The sequence below is a fragment of the Flavobacterium sp. genome (assembly GCF_035195345.1).
Classification (GTDB): domain Bacteria; phylum Bacteroidota; class Bacteroidia; order Flavobacteriales; family Flavobacteriaceae; genus Flavobacterium.
Map to the genome: position 1 here is coordinate 2,080,537 of NZ_CP136574.1, position 23,101 is coordinate 2,103,637.

At 31.3% G+C, this 23,101-nt stretch carries 16 protein-coding genes and 1 pseudogene; 8 read left to right on the top strand and 9 right to left on the bottom strand.

Translation table 11 applies throughout. From position 1 onward, the window contains the following. Positions 1-82 precede the first annotated feature (82 nt). From RSE15_RS09925 to RSE15_RS09950, 6 genes are all read left to right on the top strand, one after another. Positions 83-2,254: a S9 family peptidase gene (locus RSE15_RS09925; RefSeq protein WP_324068131.1), complete on the top strand. Its 2,172-nt coding sequence runs from the start codon at positions 83-85 to the stop codon at positions 2,252-2,254. 26 nt (positions 2,255-2,280) lie between these two features. After that, positions 2,281-3,999: a peptide MFS transporter gene (locus RSE15_RS09930; RefSeq protein WP_324068133.1), complete on the top strand. Its 1,719-nt coding sequence runs from the start codon at positions 2,281-2,283 to the stop codon at positions 3,997-3,999. Positions 4,000-4,077: 78 nt separating this feature from the next. Continuing rightward, the gene (locus RSE15_RS09935) at positions 4,078-5,736 is read left to right on the top strand and encodes a peptide MFS transporter (RefSeq protein WP_324068135.1); all 1,659 of its coding nucleotides are present in this window, start codon (positions 4,078-4,080) and stop codon (positions 5,734-5,736) included. Beyond that, positions 5,737-6,720: a PDDEXK nuclease domain-containing protein gene (locus RSE15_RS09940; protein ID WP_324068138.1), complete on the top strand. Its 984-nt coding sequence runs from the start codon at positions 5,737-5,739 to the stop codon at positions 6,718-6,720. Then, positions 6,720-8,192 (top strand): peptide MFS transporter, encoded by a 1,473-nt coding sequence (locus tag RSE15_RS09945; protein WP_324068140.1) that lies wholly within the window; start codon positions 6,720-6,722, stop codon positions 8,190-8,192. Before RSE15_RS09940 ends, RSE15_RS09945 begins: the two co-directional genes overlap by 1 nt. Positions 8,193-8,245: 53 nt before the next feature. Then, positions 8,246-8,713 (top strand): thioredoxin family protein, encoded by a 468-nt coding sequence (locus tag RSE15_RS09950; RefSeq protein ID WP_324068142.1) that lies wholly within the window; start codon positions 8,246-8,248, stop codon positions 8,711-8,713. Positions 8,714-8,718: 5 nt separating this feature from the next. Here the strand turns inward: RSE15_RS09950 and RSE15_RS09955 are convergent, their stop codons facing one another. Genes RSE15_RS09955 through surE form a run of 3 tightly spaced genes read right to left on the bottom strand, consistent with a single transcriptional unit; the run spans position 8,719 to position 12,636 of the window. Further along, positions 8,719-10,731 (bottom strand): ComEC/Rec2 family competence protein, encoded by a 2,013-nt coding sequence (locus RSE15_RS09955; RefSeq protein ID WP_324068144.1) that lies wholly within the window; start codon positions 10,729-10,731, stop codon positions 8,719-8,721. Between the two features lie 12 nt (positions 10,732-10,743). Then, entirely contained in the window at positions 10,744-11,859 is a 1,116-nt protein-coding gene (lpxB, locus tag RSE15_RS09960) for a lipid-A-disaccharide synthase (protein ID WP_324068146.1), read from the bottom strand. Positions 11,860-11,868: 9 nt separating this feature from the next. Then, the gene (surE, locus tag RSE15_RS09965; RefSeq protein WP_324068148.1) at positions 11,869-12,636 is read right to left on the bottom strand and encodes a 5'/3'-nucleotidase SurE; all 768 of its coding nucleotides are present in this window, start codon (positions 12,634-12,636) and stop codon (positions 11,869-11,871) included. 140 nt (positions 12,637-12,776) lie between these two features. On the opposite strand from surE, the gene RSE15_RS09970 reads away from it, so the two are divergent. Beyond that, the gene (locus RSE15_RS09970) at positions 12,777-14,930 is read left to right on the top strand and encodes a carboxy terminal-processing peptidase (protein WP_324068149.1); all 2,154 of its coding nucleotides are present in this window, start codon (positions 12,777-12,779) and stop codon (positions 14,928-14,930) included. Between the two features lie 83 nt (positions 14,931-15,013). Continuing rightward, positions 15,014-15,513: pseudogene (locus RSE15_RS09975) on the top strand (DNA/RNA non-specific endonuclease). 254 nt (positions 15,514-15,767) lie between these two features. Here RSE15_RS09975 and rodA read toward each other — a convergent pair. From rodA to purH, 6 genes are all read right to left on the bottom strand, one after another. Next, complete coding sequence (rodA, locus tag RSE15_RS09980) at positions 15,768-17,024, bottom strand: rod shape-determining protein RodA (protein WP_324068151.1); 1,257 nt, start codon at positions 17,022-17,024, stop codon at positions 15,768-15,770. Next, complete coding sequence (gene mrdA / locus RSE15_RS09985) at positions 17,025-18,953, bottom strand: penicillin-binding protein 2 (protein WP_324068153.1); 1,929 nt, start codon at positions 18,951-18,953, stop codon at positions 17,025-17,027. Further along, positions 18,950-19,297 (bottom strand): rod shape-determining protein MreD, encoded by a 348-nt coding sequence (locus tag RSE15_RS09990; protein ID WP_324068155.1) that lies wholly within the window; start codon positions 19,295-19,297, stop codon positions 18,950-18,952. Before RSE15_RS09990 ends, mrdA begins: the two co-directional genes overlap by 4 nt. Positions 19,298-19,455: 158 nt before the next feature. Further along, positions 19,456-20,286 (bottom strand): rod shape-determining protein MreC, encoded by an 831-nt coding sequence (mreC, locus tag RSE15_RS09995; RefSeq protein ID WP_324068157.1) that lies wholly within the window; start codon positions 20,284-20,286, stop codon positions 19,456-19,458. A gap of 9 nt (positions 20,287-20,295) precedes the next feature. Beyond that, positions 20,296-21,324, bottom strand: a complete 1,029-nt coding sequence (locus RSE15_RS10000; RefSeq protein ID WP_324068158.1) for a rod shape-determining protein — start codon at positions 21,322-21,324, stop codon at positions 20,296-20,298. Positions 21,325-21,467: 143 nt separating this feature from the next. Continuing rightward, positions 21,468-23,000 (bottom strand): bifunctional phosphoribosylaminoimidazolecarboxamide formyltransferase/IMP cyclohydrolase, encoded by a 1,533-nt coding sequence (purH, locus tag RSE15_RS10005; RefSeq protein ID WP_324068160.1) that lies wholly within the window; start codon positions 22,998-23,000, stop codon positions 21,468-21,470. Between the last annotated feature and the right edge of the window lie 101 nt (positions 23,001-23,101).

Below are 23,101 nucleotides of genomic sequence, written 5' to 3' on the forward strand. Positions count from 1 at the left end.
TTGCGTTTTTAATAAATGCAGTTAAAATTATGGTTAATTCATATATTTTCACTAAAATTGGGGTCTTTTAAGAATATATAAAATGAAAAAAATAAGATTAGCCGTATTGTTTTTTGTATTGAGCTCAGTATCAATACTTGCACAACAAAAAATCACTTTAGAAGAAATTTGGGGTGGCGCCTTTAGAACCAAAGGAATGGATGCTTTGAGTGCCATGAAGAACACCAATCAGTACACGGTGTTAAATTTTGATAGAGCAACAAAAAGTTATCAAATTGATTTATATGATTTTGCAACTTTAGAAAAAGTTAGCACTCTTTTTGATACCAAAAATCATCCCGAAATTAAAGCAATTGATAGTTATTCATTTGACAAAAATGAAAAAAAGATTTTGATTGCTACAAATTCAACTCCAATTTTTCGTCATTCTTTTACCGCACAATATTATGTTTATGATATGCCTTCAAAAACTTTAAATAGTTTTACTGCAAATGCTATTCAAGAGCCTACTTTTAGTGCTGATGGAACAAAAATCGCATATGCTTTTGAAAATAATTTACATGTTCATGATTTAAGTTCAGGTGTAAAAATTCAAATTACAAATGATGGGCAAAAAAATAAAATTATTAATGGTATTACCGATTGGGTATATGAGGAAGAATTTGCTTTTGTAAAAGCGTATGATTGGAATGTTACAGGAAATAAAATTGCATATATTAAATTTGATGAAACCGAGGTGCCTGAATTTTCAATGGATATGTACAATGAAGGATTATATCCTACACAAACCGTTTTCAAATATCCAAAAGCGGGTGAGAAAAATGCTTTAGTATCGTTACATATTTTCGATTTAAAATCAGGAACAACCAAAAAGATAAACTTGGGGAATTATAAAGATTTTTATATCCCAAGAATCAAATGGACCAATGATGCAGCTATTTTGAGTGTTCAAGTTATGAACCGTCATCAAAATAATTTGGACTTACATTTTGTTGAGGCTAATACAGGTATCGCAAAAATTGTGTTAAATGAAAAAGATAACGCTTATGTTGATGTTACCGATAATTTAACGTTTCTAAAAGATAACAGTTTTATTTGGACATCGGAAAAAGATGGTTATAATCATATTTATCATTATGATCGTTCAGGTAAGTTAAAAAAACAAATTACTTCAGGAAAATGGGAAGTAACTAGTTATTATGGTTTTGATGAAAAAACAGGTATGGTGTATTACCAGTCTGTTGAAAATGGTTCCATTAATAGAGATGTTTATGCTATTAAAGTAGATGGAAAATCAAAAGTAAGATTGTCTTCAAAAACAGGAACTAATTCAGCAACGTTTAGTCCAAATTTCCAATTCTTTATTAATATATATTCAAGTGCAACTTCGGCACCAATTTATACTTTAAACGATTCAAAAGCGGGAGCGGTTGTTAAAACTATTGTTTCTAATGAAGCGGTAGAGCAAAAATTAGCAAAATATGATGTAACTCCAAAAGAGTTCTTTGTATTAACTACTGAAAAAGGACAACAATTAAATGCTTGGATGATTAAACCAAAAAACTTTGATGCTACTAAGAAATATCCAGTTTTTATGTTTCAATATTCAGGACCGGGTTCTCAACAGGTAGCAAATACTTGGAATGGAGCGAATGATTATTGGTTTATGCTATTAGCTCAACAAGGTTACATTGTGGCTTGTGTGGATGGAAGAGGAACTGGTTTTAAAGGTGCGGCTTTCAAAAAATGTACGCAAAAAGAATTAGGTAAATATGAAGTAGAAGATCAAATTGATGCCGCTAAAGTAATTGGTAAATACAATTATGTGGATGCTACTAGAATTGGAATTTTTGGTTGGAGTTATGGTGGTTTTATGTCGTCAAACTGTTTGTTCCAAGGTGCTGATGTATTCAAAATGGCAATTGCTGTAGCTCCGGTTACTTCTTGGAGATATTACGATAGTATTTATACTGAACGTTACATGCAAACTCCACAAGAAAACGCTAGTGGTTACGATAATAACTCACCAATCAATCACGTAAGTAAATTAAAAGGGAATTTCTTATTAATTCATGGAACGGCTGATGATAATGTTCATGTTCAAAATACTATGAAAATGGTGGAAGCATTAGTTCAAGCTAATAAACAATTCGATTGGGCTATTTATCCCGATAAAAACCATGGAATTTACGGCGGGAAAACGCGTCTGCAATTGTACACAAAAATGACGAATTTTATTAAAGAAAAATTATAATAAACCAATAACTAAAATTAATTTATATGAGTGAAGTAGCGGCAAAACAAAGCCATCCAAAAGGACTTTGGGTTTTATTTGGAACAGAAATGTGGGAGCGTTTCAATTTCTACGGAATGCGAGCGATTTTGACATTGTTCATGGTGAATTCTTTATTAATCAAAGAAGCAGATGCAGCCATTATATATGGTGGATTTTTAGCATTATGTTATTTAACACCACTTTTAGGAGGGTTTATTTCTGATAAATATATTGGAAATAGATATAGTATTATGTTGGGTGGTACACTTATGGCAATTGGACAATTTTTATTATTTATAAGTGCTTCAACTTTTGATTCAAGTATAAGTAGTGCAAAAATATTCATGTGGGTTGCTTTGTTTATTATCATTTTTGGGAATGGATTTTTTAAACCAAACATTTCTTCAATGGTTGGAAGTTTGTACCCAAAACAAGAAAAAAATAAATTAGATTCTGCTTTTACAATTTTCTATATGGGGATTAACATCGGAGCTTTCTTAGGTCAATTTATTTGCCCTTGGGTTGGAGATGTTAAAGATGCAGAAACAGGAGTTAGAGATATTTTTGCTTTCAAATGGGGATTTTTAGCAGCCTCGATTGCAATGATAATTGGAACCATTACTTTTTTTATATTAAAAAATAAATATGTAGTGACTCCTGAAGGTAGACCAATTGGAGGATTGCCTAAAAATAATGTAAGTGATGACTTTGAAGAAGGAGAAACACAAACTGCAAAGTTTACAGGAACGGCAATAGGTACTGCGGTTGCAATTTTCGCAACATTATTCTTTGTATTTAGATATTTATTAGTGGGTGAATTCGGATTTTCAGATGTTGCTATGGGGCAATTAATCAAAGGAATTATTTATCCATTTATTTATTCTGCTGGTATTGCTTTAGCATACTTAATTATGAGTTCTGCTGAAAATAAAATAGAAAGACAAAGAATATGGGTAATTTATATTGTTTCGTTTTTTATTATATTTTTCTGGGCTGCATTTGAACAAGCAGGTTCTTCGTTAACTTTTATTGCGGACAATCAAACTGATAGAAATATATTTGGATGGAATATGCCACCTTCAATGGTGCAAATTTTCAATGGAATTTTCGTAGTAATGTTGGCGTTACCTTTCAGTTTACTTTGGGATAAGTTAAGAGCTAAAGGTAAAGAGCCTGTTTCTCCATTAAAACAAGCAATAGGATTAGCTTTAATAGCAATTAGTTATTTTATCATAGCTCATAATGTTAAAGACCTTGGTAATTCAGGTTTATTAGCTATTAAATGGTTAATGTTGTTGTACTTAATTCAAACAATGGGAGAGTTATGTTTGTCGCCAATCGGTTTATCATTGGTTGGTAAATTAGCACCAAAACGTTTTGCCTCATTATTATATGGGGTTTTCTTTATTTCGAACGCCGCTGGATATGCTTTAGCAGGTTCATTAGGAGCAATTATACCTGCAACAGGAGATAAATTTCAAAAAGCTGAAGCATTGGGTGTTAATCTTCAAGATGTTTTAGATAAAAAAGTAACATTGACTGCAGAACAAGTAGCATTATTTGAAAAAGAACAATTGCCAGTTGAATATACTTCATTTGCAGGATTTGAAATTCACAACTTGTATGAATTCTTTATGGTGTTTGTTATTTTATGTGGAATTGCAGCAATTATTTTAGCTGTACTATCGCCAAAATTGAAAAAAATGATGAACGGGATGACCTAATTGCATTTAAAAATATTTTTTATATCTTTCAAACCTACAAGAAACCCTTGTAGGTTTGTTTTTTTAATACAATAAATTATGTGGAAAAGTCATCCTAAAGCATTGCCTTACTTGTTTTTATCTGAAATGTGGGAGCGTTTCGGTTATTATTTAATGATTGGTATTTTTACCTTATATCTTAAAGATGTTGAAGCTGGATTCGCTATGACCGAGAAAGAAGCATCTGATTTATACGGAACTTTTATCGCTTTGGTCTTCCTAACTCCTTTTATTGGAGGGTTAGTTGCTGATAGATATTGGGGCTATAAAAAATCCATCGTAATTGGTGGTTTAATGATGGGAGCCGGTTATTTCATGATGGGAATTCATGATATTACCATGCTTTACATTGCTATGACATTAGTGATTATTGGTAATGGTTTCTTCAAGCCAAATATTTCAACACTTTTGGGTAATTTTTATTCAGAAGATAAATTTAAAGACAAGAAAGACGAAGGCTACAACATTTTCTACATGGGAATTAATGTGGGAGCTTTTATTTGTAATTTCTTTGGAGCTGCCTTGCAAATTTTATTAGGCTGGCAATATGCTTTTATGGCGGCTGGTATTGGTATGTTTATCGGAGTGATAGTTTTCTTATTAGGAACCAAACACTATGGAAATCAAACGGAGAAAAAAGGAGTACAGCCTGGCGACATGCCTTTTTATAAAATTGTACTTTTCATTTTACTACCATCAGCAGTTTTTGGAGTAATTGGTTGGTTATTAAAAGGAATTACTTCTGAAGCAAATCCTGGAGGTTATATTTTTGGTTCGGATAGTACTGATGCTTTTATTTTTGCGTGTATTCCAGTAATTTTCTTCTATGGAAGTTTGTATTTCAAAGCCAAAGTGGAAGACAAAAGACCAATTGGTGCTTTATTAACCATTTTCGCAGTAGTTATTTTATTTTGGGGAGTATTCAAATTAAACGGTTCAGCACTTAATACTTGGGCAGATCGTTATACCGATAGAGAAATTACTGGAACTACTCAAACGGTTTTCAACGGATTAAAATTAGCCAAAGAAGTAGAATATAAAAAAGATACTGTTGAATTATACGATGCCAGTTTCCGTATTCAAAAAGTAGATGGAGAAGTTCAAAAAACTGTAGATTATCCCGTTTATTTCAGAAACGTTGCGAAAGAAAAATTACCTGAAGAAGGAGCAACAGTTTCGCTTTGGGCAACCAATTTAAGTCAGTCTATCAATCCAGGTTGGGTAATTATTTTAACGCCTTTAGTAGTGGCTTTCTTTACGTTTTTAAGAAGTAGAAAGAAAGAACCATCAACTCCAACAAAAATCGCTTTCGGATTATTGATTTCAGCTTTATCAGTATTAGTAATGATTGCTGCTGTAAATATGGGAGCAAACGGTTCTGAAAAGGTAAGTGTTTGGTGGTTAGTGGCTAATTACGGAGTTATCACTATCGGAGAGTTATTCTTAAGTCCGATGGGATTATCAGTAGTTTCAAAATTGAGTCCAACGAATATCACTTCATTAATGATGGGTGGTTGGTTTTTATCCACTTCAATCGGAAATAAATTAAGTGGTGTGTTAGCAAGTCTTTGGGATACGTATGACAACAAACAAGATTTCTTTTGGATTAACTTCGGATTATTACTATTTGCTACAATGTTGATGTTTATTTTATTGAAACAACTAAACAAAGTAATGCAAGAAAAAGGAATACACTAAATGAGTTTGACTAACGAAATATTTTTTAATACTATTCGAGAAGTAATTTTAATTTCTCGTCAAAAAGTGTATCGTTCGGTTAATTTCGTTTTATTAGAAACGTATTGGAATATTGGTAAACTTATAGTTGAAGAAGAACAACAGGGCGAAAGTCGAGCTGTTTACGGTTCTAATTTATTAAAAAACCTTTCTAAAGAATTGACTTTGGAATTTGGGAAGGGATTTGATTATACCAATTTAACTAATATGAGAAAATTCTATTTTTCATTTCCAATTCTTGACGCATTGCGTCAAGAATTGAGTTGGACACATTATAGAATATTATCAAAAATAGATTCAGAAGAAAAAAGAACGTTCTATTTGAATGAAGCGGCAGAAAATTCATGGAATTCAAGACAATTAGAACGACAAATTAAATCGTTAAGTTTTGAAAGAACTTTAAATCCAATTTCAAAAGAGCAAAATCTTTCAATACATTCAGTATTAAAAGATCCTTATATTTTTGAATTTTTAGGACTTTCAAATGATGCTAAAAATACCGAGTTTCAAATTGAAACAGCTATCATAGATCATATTCAAAAATTTTTATTGGAATTTGGAAAAGGATTTGCTTTTGTAGCAAGACAACAACATATAATTACAGATACTTCCGATTTTTATATTGATTTGGTTTTTTATAATTATATTTTAAAATGTTTTGTGATTATCGATTTAAAAACGGATAAACTTTCCCATCAAGATATTGGTCAAATTGATATGTATGTGAGAATGTATGATGATTTAAAAAGAAACGAAGGCGATAATCCAACAATTGGAATTTTGCTTTGCACAGAAAAAGACGAAACTATTGTAAAATATTCCGTACTAAGCGATAATAATACGCTTTTTGCAAGTCAATACATGCTTTATATGCCTAAAGAAGAAGATTTAAAACAAATAATAGATCAAGATAGAATTATATACGAGTTAAATAAAAATAATTAATGCAAACAATAGAACAAATTCAGGATTTTAAAGGAAAATATCCAAAACAACTTTGGTATTTATTCTTTAGCGAAATGTGGGAGCGTTTCTGTTTTTATGGAATGCGCGGTATGTTAACTTTTTTCATGGTTCATGAATTGTTCATGAAAGAAGATGTAGCTAATTTACAATATGGAGCAACACAAGCCTTCGTTTATGCTTTTACTTTTGTAGGAGGTTTATTTGCCGACAAAATTCTAGGCTATAGAAAATCGCTTTTTTGGGGCGGAATTATGATGATTATTGGAAGTGCTATTTTAGCCTTCGATCCCAAACAATTTTTTTTCCTTGGTATTGCTTTTACTGTAATTGGAACTGGATTTTTTAAACCAAACATTTCAACTATGGTTGGAACATTATACAAAGCAAATGATGCCAGAAGAGACGCCGGATTTTCATTATTTTATTCAGGAATTAATATTGGCGCACTTTTAGGAGGTTACGCTTGTATTTATTTAGGTAAAAATTATTCATGGAATTTAGCTTTCGGTTTAGCCGGAATTGTAATGACAATTAGTTTGGGTACTTTTCTATTTACTCAAAAAAGTCTAGCTACTATAGGTCTTTCTCCTTTATTACATTTGAAAGATTCTAAAAGAAAATTATATGAATATGCTACATATATTGGAACAATAGTGGCAATTCCTTTAATTATGACAATGGTTTCTAATCCAGAATATACCGATTATTTTATGTATACCATTGGACCTATTACCTTGTTATATTTACTATATGAAATGCGAAATTTTTCTTTACAAGAAAATAAAAAATTGATTGCTGCTATGGTTTTCATTGTTTTTTCAATTTTCTTTTGGGCTTTTTTCGAACAAAGTGGAGGTTCATTGAGTTTATTTGCAGCTAATAATTTAGACAATGATTTTTTTGGCGTTAATTTAGATCCAAACGGCGTAAATAATGCTGCAAATTCTTTATTTGTTATCATATTTGCACCACTTTTAGGTCTAGTTTGGGTTTGGTTAAATTCAAGAAAAGCAGAACCTAATACTGTTGTTAAATTTGGTTTGGGTTTTTTGTTTTTAGCATTAGCTTTTTATACGTTCTATTTTACACGTTTTTTCGCAAATTTTAATGGCATGACTTCATTAGAAATGTTTACATTGGCTTACTTCATAATAACATTTGGTGAACTTTGTTTGTCTCCAATTGGACTTTCTATTATGACTAAACTTTCTCCTTTAAAGTTACAAGGTGTTATGATGGGGATGTGGTTTTTAGCAAGTGCTTATGGTCAATATGTTGCTGGAATTTTGGGGGCTGGTATGTCAAGTGCCAACGAAAATGCTACTAAGGCTGAAAAATTAATTACTTATACCGATGGCTACCAACAATTAGCTATTTATGCATTAATTGCTGGTGTTGTTTTAATTGTAATTTCACCATTAGTTAAAAAATTAATGCAAGAAGTTAAGTAAAGGATGTTTTTTGGCATTCAATTTGATTATTTTTGTTTTATTAAATTATATATATGAAGAAGATTTTAGTAATAGCGTTTTTAACATTGACAAGTATGTCAATGCAAGCGCAGGAAGAATTAACATGGCATACAGATATGTCAAAAGCAACGGATATTTCAATTAAAGAAAACAAACCAATGTTTTTGTTTTTTACCGGTTCAGATTGGTGTGGTTGGTGTATTCGTTTGCAGAAAGAAGTATTCAAAACCCCAGAATTTATTAAATGGGCTAAAGAAAGTGTTGTTTTGGTTGAGTTAGATTTTCCAAGAAAAAATAATCAAACGGAGGCTGTTAAAACTCAAAATGCACAATTACAACAACAACTTCAAGTTAGAGGTTATCCAACAGTTTGGTTTGTAGAGGCTACCAAAACTGCTGATGCTAAAGTGAATTTGAATGCCTTAGGAAGTACAGGTTATGTGGCTGGTGGCCCACAAGCTTGGCTAAGTAGTGCAAATCAAATCATTAAGAAAAAATAAATATTTTATTCTAGTTTATAAAATCCCTTTTCGGCTATGGCATGGAAAGGGATTTTTTCTTTTCTGCAAGTAGTTTCCCAACGCTTGATGCTGTTTTTGTAATTACTTTTATCTGCTATAATTACTTTGGGCGAAACATCTTGGATTAATCGCAATAAATTTATTTTTGGATTTTGAGTCAATACTATAATGTCAGGACGAATCGAGGTTTTATAAATTCCTAAACTATCTACTACTAAAATTCTTTTATTTTTAAACGATATGGTGTTTTTCAATGAAAAAACCTCTAGTGAATCTGAAAAGGTTCCTCTTTTATAGTGATTTAAAGTGGCGTAATGATGTTCTGGGGCATCACTAAAAGCAATCACATTTTTTTGATTTTTAATACCAATTAATGTTGCTTTTTCGTTAAAAATTACCAATTCACTTCTGTGGTTTTCATTCCATTTAACTGTAATATAACTGCATTGAAAAATTAAAATGGATAGTAAAATATATTTCACGTTTTTTGCTTTCGCATGATATAAACCATAAATTAAAGCTATAATAATCAAATACATTGAAAATGTTAGCCAACCTGAAAAAGAGATATTTGTTATTATTCCACTTTTAAATTGGGCAATCCAATGAATATAATTGTTCATGAATTGAATGCTATATTCTAAAATATGCCCCAAGAATACTGCTATCGAAGGAAAAACATAGTTTAAAGGTAAAATCACAATTCCGACAATTAATACTAAACTAGATAGTGGAATAATGATCAAATTGGCAAATAAAAACAATAAAGGCAATTGATTAAAATAATATAAACTCAAAGGTAAAACACCTATTTGTGCCGCTAATGAAACTAAGATGGTGTCTATAAAGTAGATGCCAATTTTGTTTTCTGTAAAATAAAACTTTTTATAAAACGGTTGAAATAAAACAATGGATAAAACCGCTGCATAACTCAATTGAAAACCCACATCAAAAATTGCGTTGGGATTTATCAATAAAATAAGAAAAGCTGAAATGGCTAATGCATTATAAATAGCTTTGGGTTGGTTAAAATAGTTTCCAATGCTAATAAAACTAAATAAAGTTACTGCTCTTGTAACTGAAGCCGGTAGGCCTGTTAGAAATGCAAATAGCCATAAGATAGCTAAAACAATAAGTAATTGAATTTCGGCTCCAAATCGGACTCTTTTTAAAGGTTTTAATAAGAAAACAATAAAGAAGTAAATAATTGAAATATGAAGTCCAGATATTGCTAAAATGTGAATTACACCCGCATTGGAATAATCGGCAATGGTTTCTTTATCTAGTTCTAGTCGTTGCCCTAAAATTAATGCATCAATAATCGCTTTGGTTTTGGGTTCAAAATGATGAATATCAAAACTTTTACTCAGACTATTTCTTAATTTTTCAATATAAAAGTCAAAGATTCTGTACGTTTGTATAATTTTAATTTGGTTTTCCTGGGTATAAATTTGGTGGAAAACGTTTTGTTTTTCCAAATAGTTTGCATAATCAAATTGGTACGGATTAAAGGCTTTTGGAATGGGATAAACCGAATTTTTCAACCAAATTTCATCACCAGTGCTTAATTTTATGGTATTGATTTTCGGAACATAAAGCAACATTTTTCCTGAAGTGACAGAATCATTAAAATGCGAAAGAGAGATGAAATATTTATTATATTTTACATTAGGTTTTAAAACACTAGTTACAATTGCCCGAATAGAATTGGTTTCTTCAATTGTATTTTTTGTGTAATGATTCGCATTGTTTGTATCAGAATGCACATAAAAGCTCAGCATTCCTAATGAAAAAGCAAGTAGGTAAGTAGTGATTCCAAAACTTATATTTTGAAGTAACACTTTTTTACTTTTCCAAAACAGAAAGCAAAAAGCACCAAAGCAAAAAATAAGTAAAGTTATAAGCTTAGAAAATGTCCATTCAAAATAATATTCTGCAATAATTCCAATTGCAAAACTAATGGTAATGGTGAGTAAAGGAAACTTTAATACTTTCAACGCTTAATCTGATTATTTCCGTAAACTATTCACAATCAATTCTGCCGTTTTTTGACTAGCACCATGTCCTCCTAAATTTTGTTTCAACTCGGCGTAATTTTGTAATAAAATGGTGCGGTTTTCAGAATCTAGAATTTTTACCAATTCAATTTTTAAATTTTTCGTATTCAATTCTTCCTGAATTAACTCTTTTACCACTTCTTTATCCATAATCAAATTGACTAATGATATGTATTTTAAAGTAATAATGCGTTTAGCAATTTGATACGAAATGTAACTTCCTTTATAACAAACCACTTCAGGAACATTAAACAATGCAGTTTCTAAAGTTGCAGTTCCAGAAGTTACTAAAGCAGCATACGAATGACTCAATAAATCATAGGTTTTATTGGAAATAAATTTCACATTTTCGTTGGTTAAAAATGTTTTGTAAAATTCATATTCCTGACTTGGAGCGCCTGCAATAACAAATTGATAATCAGGAAAATATTTTACTACCGATAACATAATAGAAAGCATTTTAGAAATTTCTTGCTTTCTACTTCCTGGTAACAATGCAATGATAGGCTTGTCTGATAAATTATTTTCTTTTCTAAATTTTTCGTCTGAAATTTCAGTTCGGTTCGCTATGGCATCAATTAACGGATGTCCAACAAAATGTACAGGGAAATTATGTTTTTTCCCGTAAAAATCTTTCTCAAATGGAAGAATCACGTACATATAATCTACATCGCGCTTAATTGCCTTAATGCGATTTTCTTTCCAAGCCCAAATTTGAGGCGAAATGTAATAATGTGTAGGGATATTTCGCTCTTTTGCCCAAGTAGCAATGCGCATATTAAAACCCGGATAATCTATAAAAATAATGGCATCAGGTTGAAACGCTTCAATATCTTTTTTACAAATTTTGATGTTATTCAAAATCGTTTTTAGGTTCAAAATAACTTCAATAAAACCCATAAATGCTAATTCACGATAGTGTTTTACTAAAGTTCCACCTACATTTTGCATTAAATCGCCACCCCAAAAACGAATTTCAGCCGTTGGATCTTTTTCAATCAACGCTTTCATTAAGTTAGAGCCGTGTAAATCGCCCGAAGCTTCTCCTGCTATGATATAATATTTCATATATTTTCTTTATAATTCCCACGAATTCAATTGCTGAATGGCATGATGTGCTGTTAAATCAAACTGAACCGGAACAATTGAAATATAACCGTTTTCTAAAGCCCATTCGTCTGTATCCGTTCCTTTGTCTTGATTGATAAATTTACCGGTTAACCAATAATATTCTTTTCCTTGTGGGTTGGTTCTTTTATCAAATTCTTCTTGCCACATGGCTTTTGCTTGGCGACAAATTTTAATGCCTTTGATATCTTCTTTACTTAATTTCGGAAAATTTACGTTTAGTATCACGCCCTCAGGTAATCCTTTTTCTAAAACACCTTGCGCAATTTGTTTTACATAACTTTTTATAGGTTCAAAATTAGCATCCCAACTATAATCTAATAACGAAAATCCGATAGCGGGAATCCCTTCGATTCCAGCTTCCACTGCAGCGCTCATTGTACCTGAATAAATTACATTAATGGAAGAATTTGAACCATGATTAATACCCGATACACACAAATCGGGTTTTCTATTTAAAATTTCATTAACGGCAATTTTTACACAATCTACTGGGGTGCCACTGCAACTGTATTCTTGTGAAAGATCTTTATCTAGTGTTACTTTTTCTAATTTTAGGGTATTGTTTATGGTAATAGCATGACCCATTGCGCTTTGTGGGCTATCTGGAGCAACTACAACTACATCTCCAAGTTCTTTCATTACTTCAATTAAAGTTCGAATTCCAGGAGCAACAATGCCATCATCGTTTGTTACTAGTATTAGAGGTCTTGCCATTTTTACATTTTTTGCTAAATTAAATAATTTATGCCGAATCCTTTTTTTTGAATCCTTTTTTTTATTGGTTTAACAAAAAATTATAGTAATTTGCACACTTGTGGCATGATTTTTTGTGTAATTTAGTTGAAAATTTTTCAATGAAACGAATAGTTGAATTTATGAAAAGAAATTATAAGGTTATATTGTTGGTAACTGCTTTATCTGCAATACTTTGGAGTTTTATCCCAAGTGAGAAAAAAGAAGATCCTGAAAAAGATAAACTTTTATTGGAGTTGTTGGCCTTTGTTTTAGAAAAAGGGCATTATAGTCCTGTGGAGTTAAATGATGATTTTTCTAAAAAAGTATATAAAAAATATTTAGATAATCTTGATCCTACAAGACGCTTTTTTCTACAAAGCGATTTGAATGAGTTCAGTAAATATGAAACTTCTATCGATGACATGATTAAGAACAAAGATATTTCATTTTTTAATTTAACAAATGAACGTTTGTTACAAAGAATGAAAGAGTCAAGAGCTATTTATGAAGAAGTATTAAGTAAACCATTCGATTTCAACTTGCAAGAAACCATCAATGTTGATTATGACAAACTGCCTTACAGTAAAAATAAGACAGAGTTGATGGACAGATGGAGAAAACAATTAAAATTATCTGCTCTTTCTACCATTTCAGATAAACAAAAACTTGAAGAAGATAAAAAGAAAGACGATGCTAAATACCAAGTAAAAAGTTTTGATGTAATTGAAAAAGAAGTTAGAGAAAATTCTTTAAAATCTTTAAACGAATATTTTGACTTTATTGAAAAGGAATTAAATAGAGATGATTGGTATGCCATTTTCTTAAATTCTATTGTAGAGCGATATGATCCACATACGTTTTATTTTTCACCTGAAGATAAAGAAAAATTTGATGTAAGTATGAGTGGAACCTTTCAAGGAATTGGTGCTCGTTTACAAAAAAAAGAAAGTGGAGTTGAAATTTCTGAATTAATTTCTGGTGGTCCAGCTTGGCGTGGGAAAGAGTTAGAAGCGGGTGATTTAATTTTAAAAGTCGCTCAAGGAAAGGAGGAACCTCTTGATATTGCTGGAATGCGTTTAGACGACGTAGTTAAAAAGATTAAAGGACCTAAAGGGACGGAAGTTCGCTTAACAGTTAAAAAAGTTGATGGAACTATTAAGGTAATTTCAATTATTAGAGACGAAGTTGAAACTGAAGAAACTTTTGCAAAATCTAGTATTGTAATGAAAGATGGTAAAAAATACGGAATTATTTATTTGCCAAAATTTTATATTAGTTTTGAAAACAAACTCAATCGAGATGCCTTTAAGGATGTTGCTTTAGAAATCGAAAAACTGAAAGCCCAAAATATTGATGGTCTTATTATGGACTTGAGAGACAATGGAGGAGGTTCTTTAGAAACGGTAGTTAAAATGGTTGGATTATTTATTCCAGAAGGACCAGTTGTACAAGTTAAAGCACCTGGCAGAAGTCCTGAAATTTTACCAGACCCTGATAAAAAAGTACAATATGATGGACCATTAGTAGTAATGATTAATAATTTTTCAGCTTCAGCTTCTGAGATTTTTGCTGCAGCTATTCAAGATTATAAAAGAGGTATTGTGGTTGGAAGTAGTCATTCTTATGGTAAAGGAACAGTTCAAAATGTTATCGATTTAAATCAATTTATTAGAGGTAATTCTTTTGGTGATTTAGGAGCTTTAAAGACTACAATTCAAAAGTTTTATAGAATAAATGGTGGTTCAACCCAAAGAGAAGGAGTAAAAAGTGATATCGTTTTTCCTGATCGATTTGCTTATTTAGATATGGGCGAACGTGATGAGGAAAGTGCTTTACCTTGGGATAAGATAGCACCAGCAAAATATGAGCCTTTACAAATTAATTATGATAATGTTATTGCTAATAGCAAGAAAAGAATTGCTGCTAATCCAGTATTTAATTTAATTGACGAAAATGCAAAATGGATTTTTGAACGTAAAGACGAGAATGTTTTTAGTTTAAATTTAAATGATTTTAATAACGAAATTAATGCTACCGATGCTAAAATTAAAAAGTTTAAAGCAATTTCGGATTACAATAATAAGTTTCAATTTGTTTCATTGCCAGATGAAGTGGCTTTGTTTGAAAAAGATACTTTATTAAAGCAAAAAAGAGAGCGTTGGCATGAAGAAATGCAAAAAGATATTTATATTGAGGAAACTTTAAATGTTATTTCAGATATAAAATTACTCACAAAAGGTAAAAGTTTTACCCAAAAATTGAGCATGAATTAATTTATAAAGTCCCTTTAATTAGGGACTTTTTAGTTTTTGAATTATAACAAGGTAGTATTATTAAATTTAGTTTGTTTATTTTAGTGTTAATCTTTTCTTCTTGTAAAGAGAGTAATGAATTAGTAAATGAAACGGATGATTTTACTTCAAATGAAGCTAATGTTGCAACTGATTTTGATTTTTTACCAACTTCTATTACAAATGCTATTTATCACCGCTCTGCTTATGTTTTTTCTTATTCTGAAGCACATGAGCAAAGTGAGTGGGTTGCTTATTATTTAGATGTTGATGATATAAATTCAACCCACTTTGATAGACCATTTTTCACACAAGATCCTTTAGTTAAATCCAATTCCGCTGATTGGAGAAACTACAAAAATTCGGATTATGATAAAGGACATTTATGTCCCGCTGGTGATAGAAAAGAATCCTATAAGTCATTTCAAGAAACTTTTTTTTTACGTCAAATATTAGTCCACAAGAACATGAATTTAATTTAGGGGTTTGGAATCGATTGGAAGATAAATTCGCTATTGGGCTGCTACAAAGGAAGGTTTATATATTGTTTCAGGAGGTGTTTTAACAGATGATTTGAAAACTATAGGAAAAGAGAAGGTTTCAGTTCCTAATTATTTTATAAAGTACTTTTATCAAAAGATGGTACTCAAATGATTGGTTTTTAGTGCCCCATGAAAATTCAAATAAACCTTTGTATGAATTTGTGCTTTCTGTTGATGAAATAGAAAAAATGACTGGAATTGATTTTTATCCTAATTTGTCTGACGAAATTGAAAATCAACTTGAATCTCAGTCTGATATAAAAAATGGAGTTTTTAATTACCACTCATTTACTTTATTAGCATCTAATTTAATGAAGATAAAAAGCAAAATTGTAAACGCCCACAAACTCGAACCACCATATGAGAAAAAGGGTAGTGGAACTCCAATAGTTGGGAATAACTTAATTAACATGGCGATATTTACAAAGAAATGTGTAAACAAATAGGTTGCTACACAATAACCATAAACCCTACTAAATTTGGTTTTCTGATTCTCGGCTAAATAGATGATTCTTAAAAATAAGGCAACAAACAATAGAATTACCGTTATACTTCCAATAAAACCCCATTCTTCACCTACTGTAGTAAAAATATAATCGGTATGTTGTTCAGGAACAAAACCACCTTTAGTTTGCGTTCCCTCTAAATAGCCTTTACCTAGTAACCCTCCAGACCCAATGGCTATCATAGATTGGTTTAAGTTGTAACCTTCGCGTTTCATGTCTACATCATCACCAATTAAAACGTTTATACGATCTTTTTGATGAGGTTCTAAAACACTATCATAAACATAGCTTACAGAATATGAAAATCCTGCCATTACTAAGTAAAGTAATCCATAGACAATTGGGTTTCTAGATATTTTTCTGTTAAAAATATAATGAATAATCATGATTACCAATATAACAGAAATTAAGTACATAGGCTGTATTACCAAGGATAAAAAGAATAAGGCAATTGCTATTATTCCAGCAAAGAAATACCAGCTTGGCAATCCTTCTCTATTTAATACAAATATCAAAGAAACAAATATCATGGCACTACCAGCATCGGGTTGCATTAATATTAGAAGAATTGGCAGTCCAACAATTGCTAATCCTATGATTTGATGTTTGGTTAATTTTAAATTAATTTGCGAATAACTTAAATATTTAGCAAGTAAAAGAGCTGTTGCGGTTTTAACAAATTCTGAAGGTTGAAAACCAAAACCTCCAAATTGATACCAGTTGGTTTGTCCTTTTTTGGTAACACCAAAAACAAATAATCCAAGTAATAGTATAATTCCTAAACTGTAAAAAACAAACGAGAGACGTTCAAATATTTTAGCATCAGTAAATAATATTATAAAGATAAGGGGAATGGTTAAGCCAATAAACAGCATTTGTCTTCCATATATTTGAGAAATATCAAAAATGGAAGTTTCTTCTAAAGGTAAAGAGGCAGAATAAATAGTCATCCAGCCCATAATTACTAAAACAACGTAAAGTAATATGCTGATAAAGTCGATTCTATTTCCTACGCTTTGATTTTTCATTTAGTTTTCTTCCTCTTCTTTTTTGGCTTCGCTAATTTCAACTTTTACTTTGTTTAAAGAATCTTGAACTTTAGTTGCATCCACTTTTCTCTGAAAAATAATATTTTCAATTTTTTGGTATTCCGCTTGAAGACTACCAGTTAACATTCTGGTTTCTAAATCTTTTCTTGATATTTTTCCATTAATATATTTTTCTATCATTAAAGTAGCAATTGGTCCTGCCCAAGTTGCACCATAACCTGAATTTTCGATAAAAACAGCCAAAGCAATTTTTGGATTTTCTCTAGGTGCAAAGGCAACGAAAATAGAATGGTCTTTTAATTGGAAGGTTTTTCCAGCTATCCTTATTTTATTTTCTGCTGTACCAGTTTTACCGCAAATTTTCAAACCTTCAACCCTAAAGCCAGAAGCAGTTCCGAAATTGTAAACATCTTCCAAGCCCTGAATAATAGGTTCATAATATTGTTTATCAATAGTCGTATAGTGTTTTGTTGTAAATTTTTTGTCGAGCTTTTGATCTTTAATGCTTTTTACAATATGAGGAGTGTAATAATAACCCCGATTTGCAACCGCAGCCATCATATTTGCAAGTTGTATTGGAGATGTTAGTATCTCGCCTTGTCCAATAGCATTAGAAATAATATATGAACTTCTAATCTTTGCACCATTGTACATTTTTCTATATAGATTTGAATTAGGAACTAATCCTTTACTTCCAATCGGCATATCCGTTCCTAAAAATTGACCTAGTCCAAAACTTTTTACATGATTTGCCCAATTATCAATACTATAATATGAGTTTTTATATTTTTCAATGGTTCTTTTATAAGTATTTCCAAAGTAGCTATTACAAGATTTATAAATGCCATTATTCAATTGAAGCGTGTGTAAACCACAATGACATCCCATAAATCTTCCAAAATTAGCACCGTGATTACAGTAAAAAGTGCTTTGTTCATCAATTACTTCTTCTTGTAATCCAATTAATCCTGTTACAATTTTAAATGGCGACCCAGGTGGATAGGTAGCTTGTAAGCCTCTATCATACAATGGTTTTGCAATAGAATCGTTGTATAAAGCGGTATAGTTTTTTGAACGTTGCCTCCCCACTAACAAGGATGGGTCAAAAGTTGGTGCAGAAACTAATGCCAAAATTTCCCCTGTTTTAGGCTCAATGGCAACAATTCCACCTCTTTTATTAATCATTAACTCGGTACCGTATTTTTGTAGTGTATGGTCAATGGTTAGAGTTAAGTCTTTTCCTTGTTGTGCAATGGTGTCAAATTGACCTTTTTTGTAAGGACCAATAATTTTATTGTGCTTGTCGCGAAGTAAGTATTTTACGCCTTTTACGCCTCTTAATATTTCTTCGTATTGTTGTTCAACACCTTGTTTTCCTATTAAATCTCCACTATTGTAGTATTTTTTTTTGTTTAAAATAGCTTCGTTAACCTGTGTAATAAAACCAAAAATATTAGCTCCTTCTTTTACTTGATAATCTCGCAACGAACGTTTTTGGGTGTAAAAACCTTCAAATTTTCTTTCTTTTTCTTGAAAGGCCGCATATTCTGCTTTGTTTAACTGTGATAAGAAAACAGAGGGTAATATTGGACTATAAACGTTAGCTTTTTCAATTTTTTTAATAAAGAACTCTTTTGTTATGTGAAGTAAATTACAAAATTCGGTTGTGTCTATATCTTTGATTTCTCTGGGCACTACCATGATATCATACGACGGCTGATTGGCAACTAAAAGTTTACCATTTCGGTCATAGATATAACCTCTTTCGGGAAAATCAAATACTTTTTTAATTGCATTATTTTCTGATTGCAGTTTTAAATTTTCATCAATTACTTGAAGATAGAAAATTCGTACAATCAGAAGAATGGAAGTAATAATGATTACGGCTGGTAAAACGGCTTTTCTCATCGTCTATTGCTTGGCTTAATTAAATAAATGGTTAGCAAACATATAATAAACGTAAATAAAGTACTAGCCAAGGTTCTAGATAATATTGTAAGTAATAAATCGAATCTAAAATATTCAAAAAAGAATAAGATAAAATGATGTATAAAAATAGCTAATAATAACAATGTAATACGCTCTGGCGAAATTTTATCGGCAATTTTTACGGTTTGATATTCGTAACTCAATCCAAATGCAAATTTAAAAAGCGATGGTCTTATGTAAGCTAAAATTAAAGATGCTATGGTGTGAATGCCTCCCGAATTGCAAAACATATCTAATAGAATTCCCATGCAAAAACTACTCAATAGCAAAACACTTTTGTTGCTATTTACTGGGAAAAGCAAAATAAATAACACATACGGATATGGGTTTAAATACCCAAACAGATTAATATTGTTAAATATTAAAATCTGAAGCAGTAAAAAAACTACAAATCGGATGCTATTTAAAATGTTGTTATTCACTATTTTTTAGGTGCTGTGGTTTCTAATTCTAATTGTTTTTTTTCTTTTTTTCTTTTGTTTTCAATCACATAAACATATCCAAGCGATGTCATGTCGTTGAATAAACGAATATTGATGGTGTAGTAATTCGTTTTTTTATCAATATAAATTTTATCAATTTTACCAATAGGAATATTCTCTGGAAAAATATCAGAATTTCCACCAGTTACAATTGAATCTCCGTGTTTTAGAGAAGCTAATCTTGGTACATCAATTAATTGCGCAAAACCTACATTTCTACCGTCCCAAATTAAAGATCCAAAGTGATTTGAATTTTTAATTTTAGCATTGATTTTAGATTTAGTATTTAAAACACTTTGAATTGTAGCAAAGTCAGGAGATGTTTTTTCAATTAAGCCAACAATTCCTTTATCATTTACAACACCCATGTCAACTTCAATGCCAGCATTTTTTCCAGTATTGATAGTAATATAGTTTTCACGCGAGTTAAAAGAGTTTTTTACAACTTTTGAAACCACCACATTGTAATTATTAAGGTCGTTTCTAAAAAGAGTTTTTGTTGTTAAAATGGTATCTTTTTTATTAAAAAGTAATTTTTTTAATAAAGCATTTTCTGAAGCTAAGTCTTTGTTTTTTTGTTTTAAACTAAAATATTCATTTACTTCATTTACCTTTTCGTAATAGGCACCCGTTACCGCGTTAGCCGAATTAACATATTCGCTACGGTGGTAAGAATGCGATTTTACTACCAATGAAAATGAGAAGCCCAAAAGCAGCAAAAACAGCAATCTATGGCTGTTTTTTATGATAAAATTAATTATTTGCTGCATGGATTATTTTTATTTAATCAGGATTCCTTTGTATTTGTTGATGTTCTTTAAGGTCATTCCCGTTCCTCTTACAACGGCTCTTAAAGGGTCTTCTGCAATGTAAACAGGTAAATCTGTTTTCATAGATATTCGTTTGTCTAATCCTCTTAGCATTGAACCTCCACCTGCTAAGTAAATACCGGTGTTATAAATATCGGCAGATAATTCGGGTGGTGTTTGTGATAAGGTTTCCATAACCGCATCTTCAATACGTTGAATCGATTTATCTAGTGCTTTTGCGATTTCTCGGTACGATACATCAACACGTTTTGGTTTACCTGTTAATAAATCTCTACCGTCAACTGCCATATCTTCTGGTGGGCTGTCTAAATCTTCCATAGCCGCACCAATTTGAATTTTTACTTTTTCAGCAGTAGTTTCTCCAACAAATAAATTGTGTTGCGTTCTCATGTAATAAATGATGTCATTTGTAAAAACGTCTCCGGCAATTTTAACCGATTTATCACAAACAATTCCGCCTAATGCTATAACAGCAATTTCTGTTGTTCCTCCACCTATATCTACAATCATATTCCCTTTAGGTTGCATAATATCTAAACCGATACCAATTGCAGCCGCCATAGGTTCATGAATTAAGTATACTTCTTTTCCGTTTACACGTTCAGCCGATTCTTTTACCGCACGCATTTCCACTTCTGTAATTCCAGAAGGAATACAAATCACCATACGAAGCGCTGGCGTAAATAATTTCTTCTTTAATGCAGGAATACTTTTAATAAACATTTTAATCATCTGCTCTGAGGCATCAAAGTCAGCGATAACTCCATCTTTTAATGGGCGAATGGTTTTTATGTTTTCATGAGTTTTACCTTGCATCATATTTGCTTCCTTACCTACAGCAATAATTTTTCCTGTAATACGGTCTCTGGCTACAATAGATGGACTATCAATCACAACTTTATCATTGTGAATGATTAGGGTGTTTGCGGTACCAAGGTCGATAGCGATGTCCTCGGTCATGAAATCAAAAAATCCCATAAGTTTGAGTAGTATTTAGAGTTTTATGAATGATAGTATTCAACTCGCAAAATTATAAAAATAATCTGGAATAATTCAAAATAAAAGCGTATTAAAATATTATTTTTTAATACGCTTTTAAATTATGTTAATTTAAGTAAATATTAGTGTTTGAAATGACGGATTCCAGTGAATACCATTGCCATATTATTATCGTTACAATAAGAAATACTTAACTCATCTTTTATAGAACCTCCTGGTTGAATCACCGCTGTAATTCCTGCTTTATTTGCGATTTCTACACAATCTGGGAAAGGGAAAAATGCATCACTTGACATCACAGCTCCGGTTAAATCAAATTCAAATGAAGTTGCTTTTTCAATTGCATGGCGTAAAGCATCTACTCTTGAAGTTTGTCCTGTTCCAGAAGCACACAATTGTTTGTTTTTTGCAAATACAATCGTATTTGATTTAGTGTGTTTACAAATTTTCGAAGCAAATAATAAATCTTCAATTTCTTCTTCGGTTGGAACTGCCGTTGTAACCGTTTTTAAATGGTCTTTTGAATCGGTAACATTGTCTTTATCTTGCACTAAAACACCGTTTAAACAAGTACGAACGATTTTTTGTGGTAATTTCACTTCGTTTTGGATTAAGATAATTCTGTTTTTCTTTTCTTCTAAAATATCAATTGCTTCTTGGTCGTAAGCCGGAGCAATTACCACTTCGCAGAACAATTGGTTGATTTCATTTGCTGTAGCGACATCAATTTTTCCATTCGCAATTAAAACACCGCCAAAAGCTGAAGTTGGATCACCTGCTAAAGCATCTAAATACGCATCTTTCATCGTATTTCTTGTTGCTAAACCACAAGCGTTATTGTGTTTTAAAATTGCAAAAGTTGGATTGTCATTTTTGAATTCGTTCATTAAGTTTACGGCAGCATCAACGTCTAATAAATTGTTGTACGACAATTCTTTTCCGTGAACTTTGGTAAACATTTTATCGAAATCGCCATAGAAAAATCCTTTTTGATGTGGATTTTCACCATAACGCAATACGTTTCCGTTTTGCTCGCTGATTTTTAAAACTGGTTCTTCAAAAACTTGATTGAAGTAGTTAAAAATAGCCGAATCATAATGTGAAGAAACATTAAAAGCTCTTGAAGCTAATAATTTTCTGTTTTCTAAAGTGGTAGCACCGTTATTTTCAGTATAGAAATTCAAAAAGGGCGCATATTGCTCAACTGAAGGAACAATTACTGTGTCTTTGAAATTTTTAGCAGCTGCTCTAATTAACGAAATTCCACCGATATCAATTTTCTCGATAATATCTTGTTCTCCAGCACCAGAAGCAACGGTTTTTTCAAACGGATACAAATCCACAATCACTAAATCGATTTGCGGAATGTTGAATTCTTTCATTTGCTCCACATCACCCGCATGGTCTTGACGGTTTAAAATACCACCGAAGATTTTTGGATGCAACGTTTTTACTCTTCCTCCTAAAATTTCTGGAAAAGCCGTAATATCTTCTACAGCGACTACTGGAATACCTAAATCTTTTATAAAAGTTTCAGTTCCGCCGGTAGAATAAATGGTTACATTGTTTTGGTGAAGCGCTTTAACAATAGGTTCTAAACCGTTTTTGTCAAATACAGAAATCAATGCCGAAGCAATTTTTTTTGTTGTGTTCATGGTGTTGTGTTGTTGTATCTGAATAGGTCTCAGATATATGTTGTTGTTTTCGTGGTGCAAAAGTAGTTATACTTCTTAAAATAGTCAAACTTTATTGGAAG

Bases quoted from the DNA above. Each gene is read 5' to 3' on its own strand.
- RSE15_RS09930 (WP_324068133.1), top strand. From the start codon at position 2,281: ATGAGTGAAGTAGCGGCAAAACAAAGCCATCCAAAAGGACTTTGGGTT.
- rodA (WP_324068151.1), bottom strand. From the start codon at position 17,024: ATGAAAAATCAAAGCGTAGGAAATAGAATCGACTTTATCAGCATATTA.
- RSE15_RS09970 (WP_324068149.1), top strand. From the start codon at position 12,777: ATGAAACGAATAGTTGAATTTATGAAAAGAAATTATAAGGTTATATTG.
- RSE15_RS10000 (WP_324068158.1), bottom strand. From the start codon at position 21,324: ATGGGATTTTTTGATTTCATGACCGAGGACATCGCTATCGACCTTGGT.
- RSE15_RS09945 (WP_324068140.1), top strand. From the start codon at position 6,720: ATGCAAACAATAGAACAAATTCAGGATTTTAAAGGAAAATATCCAAAA.
- mrdA (WP_324068153.1), bottom strand. From the start codon at position 18,953: ATGAGAAAAGCCGTTTTACCAGCCGTAATCATTATTACTTCCATTCTT.
- RSE15_RS09950 (WP_324068142.1), top strand. From the start codon at position 8,246: ATGAAGAAGATTTTAGTAATAGCGTTTTTAACATTGACAAGTATGTCA.
- lpxB (WP_324068146.1), bottom strand. From the start codon at position 11,859: ATGAAATATTATATCATAGCAGGAGAAGCTTCGGGCGATTTACACGGC.
- RSE15_RS09935 (WP_324068135.1), top strand. From the start codon at position 4,078: ATGTGGAAAAGTCATCCTAAAGCATTGCCTTACTTGTTTTTATCTGAA.
- RSE15_RS09925 (WP_324068131.1), top strand. From the start codon at position 83: ATGAAAAAAATAAGATTAGCCGTATTGTTTTTTGTATTGAGCTCAGTA.
- purH (WP_324068160.1), bottom strand. From the start codon at position 23,000: ATGAACACAACAAAAAAAATTGCTTCGGCATTGATTTCTGTATTTGAC.
- RSE15_RS09940 (WP_324068138.1), top strand. From the start codon at position 5,737: ATGAGTTTGACTAACGAAATATTTTTTAATACTATTCGAGAAGTAATT.
- surE (WP_324068148.1), bottom strand. From the start codon at position 12,636: ATGGCAAGACCTCTAATACTAGTAACAAACGATGATGGCATTGTTGCT.
- mreC (WP_324068157.1), bottom strand. From the start codon at position 20,286: ATGCAGCAAATAATTAATTTTATCATAAAAAACAGCCATAGATTGCTG.